Source organism: Priestia sp. TGN 0903 (assembly GCF_050846855.1).
In the GTDB taxonomy this organism is placed as follows: Bacteria; Bacillota; Bacilli; order Bacillales; family Bacillaceae_H; genus Priestia; species Priestia zanthoxyli.
In genome coordinates, this window is the sequence record NZ_JBOZGL010000005.1 from 169,889 (window position 1) to 186,708 (window position 16,820).

The 16,820-nt window shown below is 38.7% G+C and carries 16 protein-coding genes, 1 tRNA gene and 1 other annotated feature; of the genes, 1 reads left to right on the plus strand and 16 read right to left on the minus strand.

Features of this window, described 5'->3' with window-relative positions:
• Positions 1 to 20: 20 nt before the first annotated feature.
• The 16 genes from leuB to ACRPLY_RS18435 all read right to left on the minus strand — a co-directional run bounded on the left by leuB (position 21) and on the right by ACRPLY_RS18435 (position 16,329).
• On the minus strand, positions 21 to 1,130 hold the full coding sequence (leuB, locus tag ACRPLY_RS18360; RefSeq protein WP_028411736.1) for a 3-isopropylmalate dehydrogenase: 1,110 nt from the start codon (positions 1,128 to 1,130) through the stop codon (positions 21 to 23).
• A 19-nt stretch (positions 1,131 to 1,149) separates the two neighbouring features.
• Positions 1,150 to 2,685 (minus strand): 2-isopropylmalate synthase, encoded by a 1,536-nt coding sequence (locus ACRPLY_RS18365; RefSeq protein WP_025750618.1) that lies wholly within the window; start codon positions 2,683 to 2,685, stop codon positions 1,150 to 1,152.
• Positions 2,672 to 3,697, minus strand: coding sequence for a ketol-acid reductoisomerase (gene ilvC, locus ACRPLY_RS18370; RefSeq protein ID WP_028411737.1), 1,026 nt, complete (start codon positions 3,695 to 3,697; stop codon positions 2,672 to 2,674). Before ilvC ends, ACRPLY_RS18365 begins: the two co-directional genes overlap by 14 nt.
• A 64-nt stretch (positions 3,698 to 3,761) precedes the next feature.
• Positions 3,762 to 4,274, minus strand: a complete 513-nt coding sequence (ilvN, locus tag ACRPLY_RS18375; RefSeq protein WP_013059375.1) for an acetolactate synthase small subunit — start codon at positions 4,272 to 4,274, stop codon at positions 3,762 to 3,764.
• A complete protein-coding gene (ilvB, locus tag ACRPLY_RS18380) occupies positions 4,271 to 5,998 on the minus strand; it encodes an acetolactate synthase large subunit (protein WP_205689536.1) in 1,728 nt (575 codons plus the stop codon). The genes ilvN and ilvB overlap by 4 nt, the downstream gene beginning before the upstream one ends.
• A 68-nt stretch (positions 5,999 to 6,066) precedes the next feature.
• Positions 6,067 to 6,320, minus strand: a binding site (T-box leader).
• A gap of 329 nt (positions 6,321 to 6,649) precedes the next feature.
• Positions 6,650 to 6,723 (minus strand) — tRNA-Arg (locus tag ACRPLY_RS18385).
• 124 nt (positions 6,724 to 6,847) lie between these two features.
• A complete protein-coding gene (locus ACRPLY_RS18390) occupies positions 6,848 to 7,360 on the minus strand; it encodes a metallophosphoesterase (protein ID WP_028411739.1) in 513 nt (170 codons plus the stop codon).
• Positions 7,361 to 7,375: 15 nt separating this feature from the next.
• Entirely contained in the window at positions 7,376 to 7,969 is a 594-nt protein-coding gene (locus ACRPLY_RS18395; protein ID WP_028411740.1) for an XTP/dITP diphosphatase, read from the minus strand.
• 9 nt (positions 7,970 to 7,978) lie between these two features.
• Positions 7,979 to 8,725 carry a ribonuclease PH gene (gene rph, locus ACRPLY_RS18400; protein ID WP_033579641.1) on the minus strand — a complete coding sequence of 249 codons (747 nt, stop codon included), beginning with the start codon at positions 8,723 to 8,725 and terminating at the stop codon, positions 7,979 to 7,981.
• A 134-nt stretch (positions 8,726 to 8,859) separates the two neighbouring features.
• On the minus strand, positions 8,860 to 9,945 hold the full coding sequence (locus ACRPLY_RS18405) for a GerMN domain-containing protein (RefSeq protein ID WP_033579640.1): 1,086 nt from the start codon (positions 9,943 to 9,945) through the stop codon (positions 8,860 to 8,862).
• 113 nt (positions 9,946 to 10,058) lie between these two features.
• Positions 10,059 to 10,853 (minus strand): glutamate racemase, encoded by a 795-nt coding sequence (gene racE, locus ACRPLY_RS18410; RefSeq protein ID WP_028411743.1) that lies wholly within the window; start codon positions 10,851 to 10,853, stop codon positions 10,059 to 10,061.
• A 10-nt stretch (positions 10,854 to 10,863) separates the two neighbouring features.
• A complete protein-coding gene (locus tag ACRPLY_RS18415; RefSeq protein WP_013059382.1) occupies positions 10,864 to 11,307 on the minus strand; it encodes a MarR family winged helix-turn-helix transcriptional regulator in 444 nt (147 codons plus the stop codon).
• Between the two features lie 186 nt (positions 11,308 to 11,493).
• Positions 11,494 to 12,108, minus strand: a complete 615-nt coding sequence (locus ACRPLY_RS18420; RefSeq protein ID WP_013085147.1) for a PH domain-containing protein — start codon at positions 12,106 to 12,108, stop codon at positions 11,494 to 11,496.
• 113 nt (positions 12,109 to 12,221) lie between these two features.
• On the minus strand, positions 12,222 to 13,220 hold the full coding sequence (locus ACRPLY_RS18425; RefSeq protein WP_013059384.1) for an inorganic phosphate transporter: 999 nt from the start codon (positions 13,218 to 13,220) through the stop codon (positions 12,222 to 12,224).
• 15 nt (positions 13,221 to 13,235) lie between these two features.
• Complete coding sequence (locus tag ACRPLY_RS18430) at positions 13,236 to 13,868, minus strand: DUF47 domain-containing protein (RefSeq protein ID WP_029711160.1); 633 nt, start codon at positions 13,866 to 13,868, stop codon at positions 13,236 to 13,238.
• Between the two features lie 442 nt (positions 13,869 to 14,310).
• Complete coding sequence (locus ACRPLY_RS18435; protein WP_367076842.1) at positions 14,311 to 16,329, minus strand: penicillin-binding transpeptidase domain-containing protein; 2,019 nt, start codon at positions 16,327 to 16,329, stop codon at positions 14,311 to 14,313.
• 238 nt (positions 16,330 to 16,567) lie between these two features.
• Between ACRPLY_RS18435 and ACRPLY_RS18440 the strand changes: the two genes are divergently transcribed.
• On the plus strand, positions 16,568 to 16,774 hold the full coding sequence (locus ACRPLY_RS18440) for a hypothetical protein (protein ID WP_013059387.1): 207 nt from the start codon (positions 16,568 to 16,570) through the stop codon (positions 16,772 to 16,774).
• Positions 16,775 to 16,820: the final 46 nt, after the last annotated feature.

Consider the following 16,820-nt stretch of genomic DNA (forward strand, 5'->3'; position numbering starts at 1 on the left):
AAAACGTGAGAAACGCATGATTAACTGTAAGCTGTCATAATGCTTGAAATGGCAGAATCGTTGGCAATAACCGCAGTTATTGCATCCACCATTTTATCGGTACCTAAATAATGATTACCGTCTGCTAAGTCAGCTGTTCGATGACCTGCATGTAATACACTTTCAACCGCTTGTTCAATCACCGCTGCTTCTGTTTCTAATCCAAATGAATGTCTAAGCAACATTGCTGCAGATAAAATAGCAGCAATCGGATTAGCTTTGTTTTGTCCAGCAATGTCTGGTGCAGAACCGTGAACCGGTTCGTATAAAGATGGACCATCAACCGTTAAACTCGCAGATGGAAGCATCCCTAACGATCCTGTCAGCATAGAAGCCTCATCACTCAAAATATCACCAAACATATTTTCAGTTACCACTACATCAAAATATTTCGGATTACGAATTAACTGCATAGCAGCTGAATCTACAAGCATATGCTCAAGCTCTACATCCGGGTAGTCTTTTGCTACTTCTTCAGCTACTTCACGCCACACTCGACTAGACTCAAGCACATTCGCTTTATCAACCGACGTTACCTTTTTACGTCGATTTACAGCCGTTTCAAACGCTTGGCGAATAATCCTTTCTATTTCTGTACGCTTATAAAATAACGTGTCGACAACTGTCTCTTCATTTCCTTCTGTTCGACGCTCGCTAGGCTGACCAAAATATAAGCCCCCTGTTAGCTCACGAACGATAATGAAGTCAACACCTTCAATGTATTCTTTTTTCAAAGGAGAGGCATCTGCTAAGCTATCATAAAACGTCACTGGACGAAGGTTAGCATATAAATCCAATTCTTTTCGAATAGCTAGCAAACCTTTTTCTGGTCGCAAATGTGAAGGATTACGATCCCATTTTGGCCCTCCAACGGATCCAAGTAAGACGGCATCCGCCTGCTTACAAATCTCAATTGTACTTTCTGGAAGAGGTGTGCCAGCCTCATCAATTGCAGCTCCGCCAATTAATCCATACGTAAACTCGAATTGATGATCAAAGCGCTCTCCAATTGCTTTTAAAACGGCAACAGCGCCTTTGGTTACTTCTGTTCCTACGCCGTCACCTGGTAATACAGCGACTTTTTTTGTCATGGTGGTCTCTCCCTTCAGTTCACATTACTTCTTGCTTTGTACGATGCTGCTGAATAGCGATTAATCGATTAATGGCATTTAAATAGGCTTTCGCTGACGATTCTAATACGTCAAATGCTACTCCGCGTCCGCTTGCTTCAGTTCCTTCGCTTTCAACCTTCACAAATACTTCAGCCAGTGCATCCGGACCGCCGTTAATAGACTGAATACGATAGTCTAATAGTTTGACATCTTGCTCAACACAGCGCTGCAGCGTATTATAGATAGCTTCCACGCTTCCAGATCCCGTAGCTGCTTCTTGAATCTCTTCGCCGTTTTCTTTGCGAAGCGTAATCGTAGCCGTAGGAATATTGTTCGTACCATACTGAACTTGCAGACTTTCAAGCTTATATTCACTGTCTTTGCTAACTTGCTTTTGAATGACTAATGCCAATAAATCATCGTCGGTAATGTCTTTTTTCTTATCTGCTAAGTCTTTAAACTTCTCAAAAAGCACGTTTGCTTCTGTATCTTCCAATGTGAACCCAAGCTCTACTAAGCGTGTACGGAACGCATGACGGCCTGAGTGTTTACCCAGCACAATCGGATTTTGTTTAACACCCACAAGTTCTGGGGAAATAATCTCATATGTTAACGGATTTTTTAAGACGCCATCTTGGTGAATACCTGATTCATGAGCAAAAGCATTTTTTCCGACAATTGCTTTATTTGGCGCAATATTCATTCCGGTAAGCTTACTGATAATGTCACTCGTACGCTTGATTTCGGGCAAGATCAAACCTGTGCTCGCTTGATAGAAGTCTTGACGGACATGAAGCGCAAGTGCTACTTCTTCAAGAGCAGCGTTACCGGCACGTTCTCCGATTCCGTTAATCGTTCCTTCAATTTGAGTAGCTCCTGCTTCAATAGCAGCCATTGAATTAGCAACAGCTAGCCCTAAGTCATCGTGGCAGTGAGCTGACAAATCGACCTTATGAATATTTGATACATGTTCTTTTAAGTAATTAAATACGGATTGATAGTCACCAGGCGTGATAAATCCTACCGTATCTGGAATATTAACGACTTTTGCACCAGCATCGATAACAGCTTCTACAATTCTAGCTAAAAACGGTAAATCTGTGCGACATGCATCTTCAGCAGACCATTGAACAACCGGGAATTTTTTACTTGCGTATTTCACCATTTCCACTGCTGTTTCAAGTACTTCATCAGGTGTTTTTTTCAATTTATGCTGCATATGAATTTCGGAAGTAGCGATAAAAACATGCAGTCTTGGTTCTGCACTTTCTTTTAACGCTTCCCATGCAATGTCAATATCTTTTGTAACAGACCTTGCAAGGCCTGTTACAGAAGAATTTTTGACAATAGACGCAATTTCTTTTACGGATTGAAAATCACCTTTTGAAGAAGCTGGAAATCCGGCTTCAATAATGTCGATACCTAATCGCTCTAACTGCTTAGCAATTTCAAGCTTTTCTTGTAGGTTCAAATTGACTCCAGGTGACTGTTCACCATCGCGTAGCGTCGTGTCAAATAGTTTAATTTTTTGCACTAGCGATCACCGCTTCTTTCTTTTGTTTTTTAACAAATGGCATCATTTCACGTAATTGAGCGCCAACTTTTTCAATTAAATGTTCGTTTTCACGGTTATTGATAGCTGTAAATTCTGGACGATTTGCTTGGTTTTCTAGGATCCAGCCTTTTGCAAATTTACCTGTTTGGATATCTTCAAGCACTTTTTTCATTTGTTCTTTTGAACGCTCATCTACAACGCGTGGTCCTGAAACGAAGTCACCCCATTGAGCTGTATCAGAGATTGAATAACGCATGCCTTCCATTCCGCCTTCATACATAAGGTCAACAATTAATTTTAATTCGTGTAAACACTCAAAATATGCAACTTCCGGTTGGTAGCCAGCTTCTACAAGCGTTTCAAAACCAGCTTTAACTAATGAAGTTAAACCGCCGCAAAGTACTGCTTGCTCACCGAAAAGATCTGTTTCTGTTTCTTCTTTAAACGTTGTTTCTAATACACCCGCACGAGCTGAGCCAATTGCTTTAGCATAAGCTAATGCTACGTCTTTTGCTTCGCCAGTTACGTCTTGGAATACTGCGAATAACGCCGGTACGCCAGCTCCTTCTTCATACGTTCTTCTTACAAGGTGACCAGGACCTTTTGGAGCTACTAAGAATACGTCAACGAATTCAGGTGCTACGATTTGATTAAAGTGAATGTTAAAACCGTGAGCAAATACTAAAGATTTTCCTGGTTTTAATCCTGGAAGAATTTCTTCGTTATAAACTTTTGGCTGATGCTCATCTGGAAGTAATACCATTACTACTTCTGCTTGTTGAACTGCTTCTTTTACAGATAATACAGTGAAGCCGTCTTGTTCTGCTTGATCCCATGATTTACCTTTACGTAATCCTACTACCACGTTTACTCCGCTGTCGCGTAAGTTTTGTGCGTGAGCGTGACCTTGTGAACCATAACCTACGATTGCTACTGTTTTACCTTGTAATAATTGATCCTTTGCATCTCCGTTGTAATATACCTTTGTCATAATAAATCTCTCCTCTTAGTTTATATAGTTTTATATAGTTTACTTTTTTAGTAACTAGCTAGAATTAAATGATTGATGAAAGTTTGGCTGCTGCTTTTTGCGTACCGCGCGGAACAGCTACTGTCCCTGTGCGCGTTACTTCTTTTAATCCATAAGGCTGAAGTAAATCAATCATCGCTTCAATCTTGCTGGATTCACCTGTTACTTGAATAATTAAGCTGTCGCGGCTTACATCAATGATGGTTGCACGGAAAGGCTCAATTACTGCATAAAGTTCGTTACGGCTCGCAGGTGTAGATGCTACTTTCATTAAAGCAAGCTCTCTTGACACCACGGCTTGATCCGTAATATCTTGAACTTTCAACACGTCAATCTGCTTGTTTAACTGCTTAATCACTTGTTCAGCAGCATTGTCATGCTCTACGTTTACGACAAACGTCATGCGTGATACATCTTCAGATTCAGTGTGTCCTACCGAAATACTCTCAATATTGAAATTTCTTTTTGTAAATAACCCCGTTACGCGATTTAAAACGCCCGCACGGTTTAATACAGTTGCTGTAATGATTCGCTTCATGGTTTCACCCCTACCATTTCATGTAATCCTTTTCCAGGTGCAACCATTGGATATACGTTTTCTTTAGGTGCGACAAAGAAGTTTAGTAAAACAGGTCCATCTGTTTCCATTGCTTCTTTCAGAGCCGCATGCGCTTCTTCTTCAGTAGAAGCTTGTAAACCTTTGATATCATAGGCTTCTGCAAGCTTCATTAAATTAGGCTGATTCGGAATTAAAGAGTGCGAGTAGCGTTCTTCATAGAAGATTTCCTGCCACTGACGAACCATTCCAAGCGACTGATTGTTAAGCACAACCACTTTAACAGGTAAGTTTAATTCTCTAATAACCCCTAATTCTTGAAGCGTCATTTGAAATCCACCGTCACCAACGACTGCTACAACTGTTTTATCTTTATTTGCCAGCTGAGCGCCGATTGCAGAAGGTAATCCAAAGCCCATGGTGCCAAGGCCACCTGAAGTTACCCATCGATCTGGATTATTAAATGTGTAGTATTGAGCTACCCACATCTGATGTTGCCCAACGTCCGTTGTAACAACGGCATCTCCATTTGTATATTTGTGAAGCAACTCAACTACTTTTTGTGGTTTCAACACGTCCGCTGAGTTCTGATACCATAATGGATATTCTTGTTTCCACGCCGCTAATTTCTCATGCCATTTCGTATAATCTCCAACTTCTCCTTCTTGCAGAAGCAATTGCTTTAATACTTCTTTTGCATCTCCAACAATTGGAATCTTGGTTGGAACATTCTTTCCAATTTCCGCTGGGTCGATGTCAATGTGAGCAATTTTTGCATTTGGTGCAAAATGCTTTAAGTTACCTGTTACTCGGTCATCAAAGCGCGCCCCGATACTAATGAGAAGATCACTCTCATAAATTGCCATGTTTGCTGTGTACGTTCCGTGCATGCCAGCCATTCCTAAATGAAGCGGATGATCTGCAGGAAAACAACCTAACCCTAAAAGCGTATTAATAACCGGAATATTTTGACGCTCAGCATAATTTTTTAATTCTTCTGAACCTTTACTCAATAATACTCCCGCACCTGCTAGAATAACAGGTTTCTTTGCAGCTGCTACTGCGTCTGTTAACTTTTTAACCTGCAGCTGATTTGGAAAATAAGTTGGCTGATAGCCAGGTAAATCAATTTCTCCTTCGTAATTAAATGTTCCATCACCCTGTGCCATATCTTTTGGAATGTCGATTAAGACTGGACCAGGTCTTCCTGTTGTCGCAATATGAAATGCCTCTTTGATGATTCTCGGCATGTCGCTGATATTGCGTACTTGATAGCTATGTTTTGTAATTGGCATTGTGATTCCTAATACATCTGCTTCTTGGAACGCGTCAGAACCAATTACACTTGAAGCTACTTGACCAGTAAAAACAACTAAAGGAAGTGAGTCAATCATCGCATCTGCCAAACCTGTTACGATATTTGTTGCACCAGGACCACTTGTTGCGATAACTACACCGGGTTTACCTGAAATTCTTGCGTACCCTTCTGCTGCGTGAATTCCACCTTGTTCGTGACGAGCAAGTACGTGAAACATTCCTGAACCGTATAGCTTATCGTAAATCGGTAAAACGGCTCCCCCTGGGTAACCGAAGATGACGTCAACGTTTTCTCTTCTTAGAGATTCAATCAACATGTCAGCTCCATTCATTTGTGCCCCAGCGCTTACAGGTTCTTTCGTTTGCATATTGGCTCCCACTTTTCTCATCCTTTCGTTTTCTAGATAAAAGAAAAAAGACTTCTCACCCCTAAATAGACCCTATCAAATGATATAGGTCAAGGGGCGAAAAGTCTTTTGTACTTTACGCGGTACCACCCTCGTTTGTAATCGTAATGATTACCTTATGAATGTATACTGTACATTCTTTTTGATAACGAGTGCTTTGGAAGTACACTCGGTCGCCCTTACTGAATTTCAGGGTGACACTCTGAGGTGAGTTCATTTTGACTTGGTAACGCCGGCTTCCAGCAACCCGACTCTCTGTTGATACCTAAACATCAAAACTACTTATCCTCTTCAACGTTTTAAAACGCTATATGCTTTTTGAACAATGCTTTACACATCATATTTTAAATTAATTACAATTAATTAAAATTTTTAGAAAACTTATATTTGAGGACTATCTTACGCCCATTTCTATGCATAGTCAACCACTTTTCAAGATTTTTTTAGACAATTTAGACTAAACAGAATATTTGAATGCGTTTTCATTATTGATGCAATAAGGGTTTATAGCCACTCAAAAAGTTTTTCTGAAACGTTCATTTGTACACACTGAATGAACAAACATTCACTTTTAAGATAAATAAAAAAATCCCGTCTTTTACTAAAAAGTAAAAGCAGGGATTTTTTTCTAGACGTCCCAGGAGAGATTCGAACTCCCGACCGACGGCTTAGAAGGCCGTTGCTCTATCCTGCTGAGCTACTGGGACATAATGATAACTGTATCAAAGACAATACTTATTATATTCAAATATAATTTAAAAGTCAACGTTTTTTTGAAATTTTATGAGAAGAGAGGTAAAAAACCTTCTCTTCTCCCTATATTTGGCTATATTATGCTGAAAGTGTACAGGTTAACTGCATGCTAGGAATATGTTTACCGCTTATATCGTAAAACTGCACGGTAGCTTCTGTACCATCCATTACTAGTATAGCATACGTACGTTCTTTTCTCATACGAGGAAGTAACATACTTCCTGGATTGATAAATAAAACTCCGTCCATGAGCTCAGCTCCCGCTATGTGAGAATGCCCAAAACAAACAACGTTTGCCCCCACTTCTCTCGCTTTGTAATGCAGATTCATCATAGACATTTTAACATTATATAAGTGACCGTGTGTAACCAGACACGTGGCTTCTCCAAGTGACTCTACTCGATCATTGACGTAAGATGCATCATAATCACAATTTCCTCGAACGCCTAAAAACGAAGACATTTCTTTGCTGTCTTGTGGCAGCTCAGAGTCACCACAATGAATCATCTTATCTACATCAGCATGTCTTTCTCTGATAGTGAGCAGTTCTTCTTGTAACCCGTGGCTATCGCTTACAATTAATAGTTTCACACGTCATCACTCCTTCTAAAATTGCGCATCAATTAGCGGTGCTAGTTTTTCTAACGCATTTGCTCGGTGACTAATTTGATTTTTTTGTTCTTTAGACAATTCTGCCATGGAGCAGTTCCATTTTTCTACAAAGAAAATAGGATCGTATCCAAAGCCGTTCTCGCCTCTTTTTTCTTCCAAGATGCGCCCTTCACACGTGCCTTCTACAAGCTCTGTTCTCTTTCCAGGCACTGCAATAGCAAGCGTACAATGAAAACGTGCCGTGCGCTTTTCAAACGGCACGTCATGTAATTTTTGAAGTACCTTCTCTATATTAGCATTATCATCTTTATTTTCACCAGCATAACGCGCGGAATAAACGCCTGGCTCTCCGTTTAAGGCATCAATAGCAAGCCCAGAATCATCGGCAATAACCGGCTTATTTAATGCTGATGAAATGGTTTCTGCCTTTAGCGTGGCGTTCTCTGCAAATGTAACGCCCGTTTCTTCCACGTCCTCAATTTCAGGAAAATCAAGAAGCGATGTTACTTTAAATCCCTTCGGTGAGAATAGTGTTTCAAAATCCTTTACTTTGCCTGCATTTTTAGTTGCAATAATGATTTCACGCACGTTAATCCCTTACCTTTCTTTAACCGGAATGTAAGCAGCCAGATGATCAAGAACTTCCTTTTGCTGTTCAATCAATTGATAAACACCCTTTTCCCCTAAATCCAGAAGATGGTTTAACTGTTCTCTCGAAAACGTCGATTCCTCTCCCGTTCCCTGTAATTCTACAAACTGTCCGCTTCCTGTCATCACAATATTCATGTCAACTTCCGCTGTCGAATCTTCTTCATAATTTAAATCTAAAATCGAATTTTCTCCATGGATACCTACTGAAGTCGCAGCTAAATAGTCACGAATAGGAATTTCTGTCAGCTTGTTCTCTTCAACCAGCTTTCCAAACGCTAAAACCATAGCCACAAATGCACCTGTAATCGATGCTGTTCTTGTTCCGCCATCTGCTTGAATAACATCACAATCAATCCAAATGGTTTTTTCTCCGACCTTTTCCAGGTCGACTACAGAACGAAGAGCTCGTCCGATCAGACGCTGAATTTCCATTGTTCGTCCTGTGACTTTACCTTTTGTTGATTCGCGTATATTTCTTTGTGCCGTAGCTCGAGGCAGCATAGAATATTCAGCTGTAATCCATCCTTTTCCTTGTCCACGCATAAAAGGAGGCACTCTGTCGTCTATGCTTGCTGTACAAATAACCTTTGTGTCTCCCACCGAGATTAATACAGATCCTTCTGGATGCTTTAAGTATGAAGTATGAAGAGATACAGGTCTCAATTCATTAAATTCCCTACCGTCCAAACGCATTAAGCATGTCCTCCTATTAATTCATTTATATGTAATAGCTTCTTCCATTTTAACTATAAAACAGCGGAAAGAGGTCGCTATTTCAGCAGACCTCTTTCTACTTAGTCCTTTACTAGTATAACAAAAATTTGTTTTTAAAAACTACCTGTGTTCACATTTTTAGGTCTTGAAACTGGCTCCGTTAGCTTTTTCCCTTTTTCATCTTTTAGCGTTTTTTTGCCATTCACCTTAATGGCAACGCTGTCTACGGCTTTTTGTTCCGTCAGCGATAACACCAAGGAGTCGAGAACATACTGAGAAATTTCCGTTCCTTTTAAATTTCCAAAGATGTTTTTATTAAAGTTCAGCGTTAACTGACCGTCCGCATACTTTGGAGCTGCTACGAGCTTTGCATCAGGATTAAAATCTGTCACTAAACCTGATGCAGGCGCAGGTCCTTCTACAAGCTCGTTCACAATTGCAGTGTACATATCTTTGTCATCAGAAGCAATTCGTTTTGTAACAGGAACATAGTAAGTTTGTTTGCCCTCTTGAGCTAAGTAATAGATCGTAACTGGCTTCGTTTGGGTTACGTCAACTACTCCAGTATTATCAAAGTTAATACCATCTGCTCTGCTCAACCCTTTACTGATTGGTGTATGATTTACAGGCATCTCATCTTTATCATAGCCGTTAATGCGAATTTTAACTTTATTTACGCCTTCAAACTGCGTCAGCGTCCACGTTACGGCCTGCAGGATACGGAGTTCATCTTCTTTTTTATATTCAGCAAATTCAGGTGAAAAATCTGCTACCATCGTGCCGTCACTTTCCAGCTTTGTCCCTAAAACTCTTGTATCAGCAGGAAGAACCGCTCGGAAATTATTTGGCAATAAGTTTGTGACTGGTCCACCCTCTACTAAATATTCAAGAGACTGTTTAGCGACACCTTTTGATTTAGGAATTTCAAGCGTCTGGGGAACAACGTACCCGTTTTTATCAATTAAGTAAATTTCTCTTTTGGTAGGCGCAGATGTTTCTGCCGCTTTACTTTGTTTTTTATTAGCTTCCGTTACTTTCGCTTCAGTCGCTAATGATTTTTCATCTTTCACATAGGTGACATCCTTTGGCGGATCAATTTCCTTTGCTGCGTTATCCCCTCCGAAAAGTCCACAGCCGGATAACAACACAGATGTGGTCACCACGGCGGATATGAGAACAAATTTGGTCTTTTTGGACATTCCTTTCCCTCCTCAGACTGTTTGTACTACTATGTATACGAGCTTATTTGCATTTTAGACCAGCTCAAACAAGTTTTTGGCCACAAAAAAAACCGAGCTTAATATGCTCGGTTTTAAAGCTTGATATGCTCAACATTATATACAGGGTGTTCAAACCATTTAGATGCAATAGATTGAAACAGTTCTGTTGAGCCTGTTGTATAGAAGTAGTGTTCGGGCTCCATGCTTCTAGGAGCTAGTAAATTGCTATAAGAAAGAATGGCACTTACCTCTATTGCCGTTTCTTCACCAGAACTGATTAACTGAACTCGAGGCCCAATTGCTTCTTGAATAACTGGCTTTAATAACGGATAATGCGTACATCCTAAAATAAGGGTATCCATATCTGTATGATAAAAAGGTTTTAATGTTTCTTTTACAATTCGCTGCGCTTCCGGTCCTTCATAATTACCGCTCTCTACAAGAGGTACAAACAAAGGGCATGCTAAATTTTCCACTTCCACTCTCGTATGAAGAGCGCGGAGTGCATGTGTATAGGCTTGGCTTTTAACGGTTCCGTTTGTGCCGATTACGCCTATTTTATGATTTTTAGTTACTTTAAGCGCAGCTCGTGATCCTGGTTCAATGACGCCTATAACCGGAATATCGAGCTGTTCTTGAATTTCATCTAGTACAACTGCCGTAGCCGTGTTGCACGCAATAACAAGCATTTTAATATCTTTATCTACTAAATAATTAGTCATCTCCCATGTGAAAGCTCGTACTTCTTCACTGGGACGAGGACCGTATGGGCAGCGGGCTGTATCTCCAATGTACATAATTTGTTCTTTCGGAAGCTGTCTCATAATTTCCTTTGCTACCGTTAATCCGCCCACACCTGAATCTATAACACCAATTGGTCTACTCAAAACAATCGCCTCATTTTTCTTTCATTTCATCATGTAATTTTCGTAACGTTACTCGTAAAACTTCTGTTTCACTAGGAGAGAAGTTTGCCAGTACGCCATTTAAATACGTTTGTCGCTTTTCAATTACTTCTTCGATAACACGTGCTCCTTCAGGAAGCAAATGAATACGCACTACGCGGCGGTCTTTCGGATCTTTGACCCTAACCACCAACTTATTTTTTTCCATACGATCTACTAAATCTGTCGTTGTACTACAAGCGAGAAAAATCCGATTTGATAAATCGCCAATCGTCATATCTCCACGTTCAAACAGCCACTGCAAAGCAATAAACTGAGGTGGCGTAATCGTATAGTCTTCTAAAATTTCTCTTCCTTTTTGCTTCACAATAGCTGCAATATGTCGAAGTGACTTTTCTAATTCTGCCACTGTATCCTCATTATTTTTTGCTGTCATACCGTAATCCTTTCCACCTATAAGTCTTATTTTCTATTATTTCTTTCAGTTAAACCCGTCTCTATTGTTTCTCTTTTCTATTTTATATTGTGCTCTTTTTTCGGTGATTTTTCAAGGTTAACATGAGGATTCTACAACGTTCAGCATTAAAAAACAGCTGCTCCATAAAAGGAGCAGCTGTTTCTATTAATTATTGATATACAGCTCGAAAACTGAGCTAAAATCTTTTGTCGTGTAGGCTGTTTTTTTATCTAATAACCAAGAAAAAGCGGCTTCGTTAATTTCTTTAAATTCACTGGCAACACTTCCACTTGTGTTTCTTGTACTGCTTAGCGTAGAAGAAGCTAGCTGAATACTTTGTTTAGCAAAATCGAGCGCAATTTCATTTTCACGCGTTATTTCAGACATTTTAAACAGCGCTTTATATAAATCTTTTACCTCTTCTATATGCTTTTTGTGTACATCAATAGAAAAAGTCTCCGAGCCAATTTTAAATTTAATTTCCACATCTAAATCGACAGTTCCAGCCGTTTCTAGCATCACGTTTGAAATGTGATTTGTGCTGTAGTTATAGCGGCGAAGCATTCGCTTTTTACTTGTAGCACTTGTTCCATCAAGGTGAATGAGCGCTTTATTGGTAAAGCAATATTCATCTGACTTTGATTTGATTAGAAAATAAATTTTTTCTTGTTCTTCATGCATAACGTAATCGTCTGCATCTACCTTGTCATAATCAACTGGCTTAATAACAGAACCAATATCACTTAGCCCCAATACATCAGCAGCTACTTTTCCAAACATTTCCCCATCTCCCTTTTAAAAACGATTGTGTTATTTTCATGTTTTAAGTGTACTGTGCAAATGAGGGTATGTAAATAAAAAAAGGAGCTTCTTTAAAAGAAGCTCCCCATTTATTAAAACAACAAATTTAAAATCATATAGATAAGTGCAGCTAATGAAGCTGAAATTGGCAATGTGATAACCCATGTAATCACCATGCGCTGTGCAGTTCCCCATTTTACACCTTTCACTCGGTGAGCAGAACCTACACCTAAGATAGAAGATGAAATAACATGAGTAGTACTGACAGGTAGATGAATAAACGTTGCTCCAAAGATAATGGCAGCACCCGTTAAGTCCGCAGCTACTCCATTAACAGGACGAATTTTCATAATTTTACCGCCAACGGTTTTAATGATTTTCCATCCACCAATTGACGTTCCAAGCCCCATTGCGACCGCACAAGCCAGCTGTACCCACCACTGAATCTCAGTACCGCTTTGCATATTGTTAGCAATAAGCGCTAGCGTAATGATACCCATTGCTTTTTGCGCATCATTCGTACCGTGTGTGTAAGATTGTAGAGCTGCAGTCAGGATTTGAACGCGGCGAAAACGCTTATTCGTTTTCGTCAAGTTATGGTTTTTAAACGTTAGCTTGATAATCGTATAGACAATATAACCTACTACAAAGGCTAGAACTGGTGAAATTAGAAGGGCTTCGATGATTTTGATGAAACCTTTGTAATTTAAAGCACCAAATCCAGCAGCTGCAATAGCTGCTCCTGCAATCGATCCAATAATTGCATGAGAAGAACTACTCGGGATACCGAAATACCATGTGATTAGGTTCCACGCGATAGCAGAAATTAATGCTGCTAAAATAACGACAGAACCATTTTGAAGCGTATAAGGATCAACGATATCCTTTGTAATCGTTTTGGCTACGCCCGTAAACGTCATAGCCCCGACAAAGTTCATGGTTGCGGCTAAAAGAATTGCATGTCGCGGTTTTAAAGCTTTGGTTGAAACAGAAGTCGCAATGGCATTAGCTGTATCGTGAAATCCGTTGATAAAGTCAAAACCAAGTGCACCAACTACAATTAGAATGGTTAATATTAGCATTGAATCCATTATACTATAGCCCCGTTACGCATTCTTCATAATAACTGATTCTAAGTTGTTCGCAACCGTTTGACAATAATCCGCGATTTCTTCTAGCGTTTCATAAATTTCTTTATATTGAATAACTTTAATTGGATCTTTACATGTTGCAAATAATTGTTTTAGTGCACGACGATATAATGTATCACAATGTGACTCATACTCTTTAATTTTAATTGCATGCTCACTAATTTGAAGAAGCTTTTTCTCAGACAACAAATTAATAGTAATTAAAATTTCTTCAGCACAGCCTTGAATATTTTTAACAAATTCAGCTACATATTCATCAAATGTCGTAATTGAATGAATTTCCATTAAAGCAGCAAAGCTGTCGATGCCATCAAGTACATCATCCATGCTCATCGCTAGCTGTAAAATATCTTCACGCTCAATTGGAGTAATAAATGCTTTGTTCAACTCAGTAATCACTGTATGCACGTATTTATCACCTTTTGATTCATACGCTTTTAAAACGTTGGCAAATTCCTTTAGGTCAGATACATTTTGAAGTTCAAAGCTGCCTAAAAACTCCGCTGAGTCCTTAATATTTTGGGCAATGTCCATTAACATTTCAGAAAACTTGTCTTTTTTTCTTTTGATCACGTTGCAATCCTCCATCCAATTTATCGAAACTTTACCACTCGTTTTTTCTCTCTATCTTTTTATATGTGTTCTAGTTTCTTTTTTCATTTAAAGTAATGGATAAAACCTAGCTGTTCATTACTATAACGAGAGAAACCACCTCTCTTGTGTATCAAAAAATTCTAAAAAAACAAACGTTTACCAGAGCAAAAGTCCCAAAATGTGGTTCTTTCACCTATAGGTTATGCGATTCATTTTTTTACGCCAAGTCAAAAATTACTCCTATTATTGTTAATTGTCAATAACTTTTCAAACACATTTTTTTAGGCTTCTTTACAATACATTAACAATAATACGTTGATTCCTTTTAAAATAAGGGTTTTCAGAGTTTGTATAAAATTGGGATTTACAAAAACTTAACATTACTCCCCTTGTGTAAATAATAAAAGCCAGCTCTTTTAGAACTGGCTTTTATTATTTACTTATTATATTGCTGAAATACATTTTTTACTTTCGGCACGACGTAATGACTTCCGCCTTTATCCTCTACCCCTTCAACCATCATTGAAACGAGTAAGTTTTTCTGTTTTGTGTCCACAGCTACAAACCATCCGTTTTCCTGCCCTTTTTCACCTTGAGTTTTCTTTAGCTCTGCTGTTCCCGTTTTTCCAGCCAGGGTTAACCCATCTATCTTTGCTGCATGACCCGTACCGTTTTTATCTTCAATGACATCAACTAAATCATTTTGAATTAATTGCGCCGTTTCTTTAGATATTACTTGTTTTTTCCATATTCCACTCTCATCACCATTCATAAGAATAGGCTTTACTATGTTTCCATCGTTTACAATCGATGTATACATCAATGCCAAGTGGAGAGGATTCACTTGCAGTTTCCCCTGGCCATAGCCAGAGTTTGCTAATACTCCCTCATCTTTAATATCTTGATCACCTGCAATTTTAGACGTTTCAAAAGGATAATTAACAGGCATTTTTTGATTGAACCCAAACTGTTTTAAACCACTGTTAAATTTGTCTAAACCTAGCTTCAAAGCAGTCTGCGCAAAATAAATATTATCAGATGTAACATAAGCATCACGTAAATTAACATTCGGTTTGCTGCCCACTCGTGTTACGTAGAAATTTCCCCAGCTTTTATCTTTCTGCCATTTCTTCCCGCTGATTGATATACTTTCATTTGGATCTAGCACGTCTTCATCAACCGCTAAAGCTCCGGTGACTAACTTAAATGTAGATCCCGGAGAATACGTTTTGGTAAAACGATTCATTAACGGCTTATTGGGATTCGTTGAAAGGGATTGATACGTATTAGCATCGATTCCAAAAGAAAAAGAATTTGGATCAAAAGCTGGCGTGCTTACAAGACCTAATATTTCTCCCGTTTTAGGTTGAAGAGCAGTAGCTACTCCTTTTTCATCTTTTAACTGTTCATAAAGGGATTTTTGAACATTGGTGTCTACCGTAACCTGAATGCTTTCCCCGTCTTTTGGATTCACTTTTGCAATTTCACTCTTTTTATTCCCATCTTTATCTACCGTATAAATCGTCACACCGTCTTGAGCACGAAGCTTATCTTCATATAAAGATTCTAAGCCAACCATTCCAGCCTTGGACTGAGCATTATAGCCTTCACCTTTATGCTTTTTTAAATATTCCGCTGTAACAGGTGCAACGTATCCAACTAAATGAGCACACGCTTCTTCACAAGGATATACGCGCGCATTTACCTTTTTTTGTTGAATGCCTTCTACTTTTTTCAAAGAATTCTCTAAATTAGAGGCGTCTTTTTGACTAACTGTTTTAATAGGAACAAATTGATTCTCTTTCACCCAAGAAGCGCTCAGTGCTTGATTAATACTTTTTTCCGAAAGAGCAAGAGTCTTGCTTAATTGTCGTATCGCTTGCTCGCCGCCTTTAGAAAACTGCTGGGGAACAACTCCAACTTGAATCGCTTCTCCGTTTTGAGCTAAATATTTCCCTGAACGATCCATAATTTCTCCACGCACAGCTGACTGAGTAGCTACTCTTACTTGCTCTCCTTGCTTAAGTCCTTTAAAAATCATATTAGGCTTCCAATTAATATACCAATTCTCTGTATCCCCTTGTTTTTCTTGAACCACAGCAGCATTTTCTTTAAACGAGATTTCACCGGCTACAGAGTTCATGTTTACTTCAAAAGGTAAAACAGCTTTATGGTCTTTTATTTCTAAGTCTTCTATTTTACTTGCCTTCACTTTAAGCTTGTCCGCTTCAATTGCATCATAGATATTTTTATATCGATTTACAAAGTCTTTTTCTGAAATCGTCTTTTTAGCATCTTTAGACAAGTATCCATACATACCTTCAAAATCTTCTTTATTCCACATGGCTACATATTTATCAAATCGATCCTGTGCTTTCTGTTGATCATTTGAGCAACCGGCAGTTATGAGTAAGAGAATTGCCATAGTAAAAAATAGCCACCCAATTCGTCTCATGATGATTTTCCCCCTTTTTTCAATACCATTTCTATCATATAAAATTTTACATAAACTTTCCATCAGAAAGTTACACCCAGGAATTAATTGGTATTACAACCCACTTAATTTACATATCGACAAAAAAATCAATAGGTAAATAAGAAAAAAATTGAACATTTTGTGAATATTTTGTGTCTTTTTTGGAAAGTATTTGATATAATAAGTGTAAGAAGAAAAAGAATAGGAGGCGACTAAAATGAGAAGATTCTTACAGTTTTACTTTATGTTTAGTTCTCTGTTCTGTTTTGGAAGCGTTTTCGTCCTACTTATGTCTCAAGAATATTATTTTGCACCGTTATTCCTCACACTGGGCTGTTTAAATATTTTTCTCTTTAAAGTATATATTCAAGAAAGTCGAAAAGATAAACAAGCTGCACCTGAAAAACCAAAACCAACAATTTAACGGACTCGTCTCTCGGCTGAGATGAATGTAAAAGAAGAACCGGTGA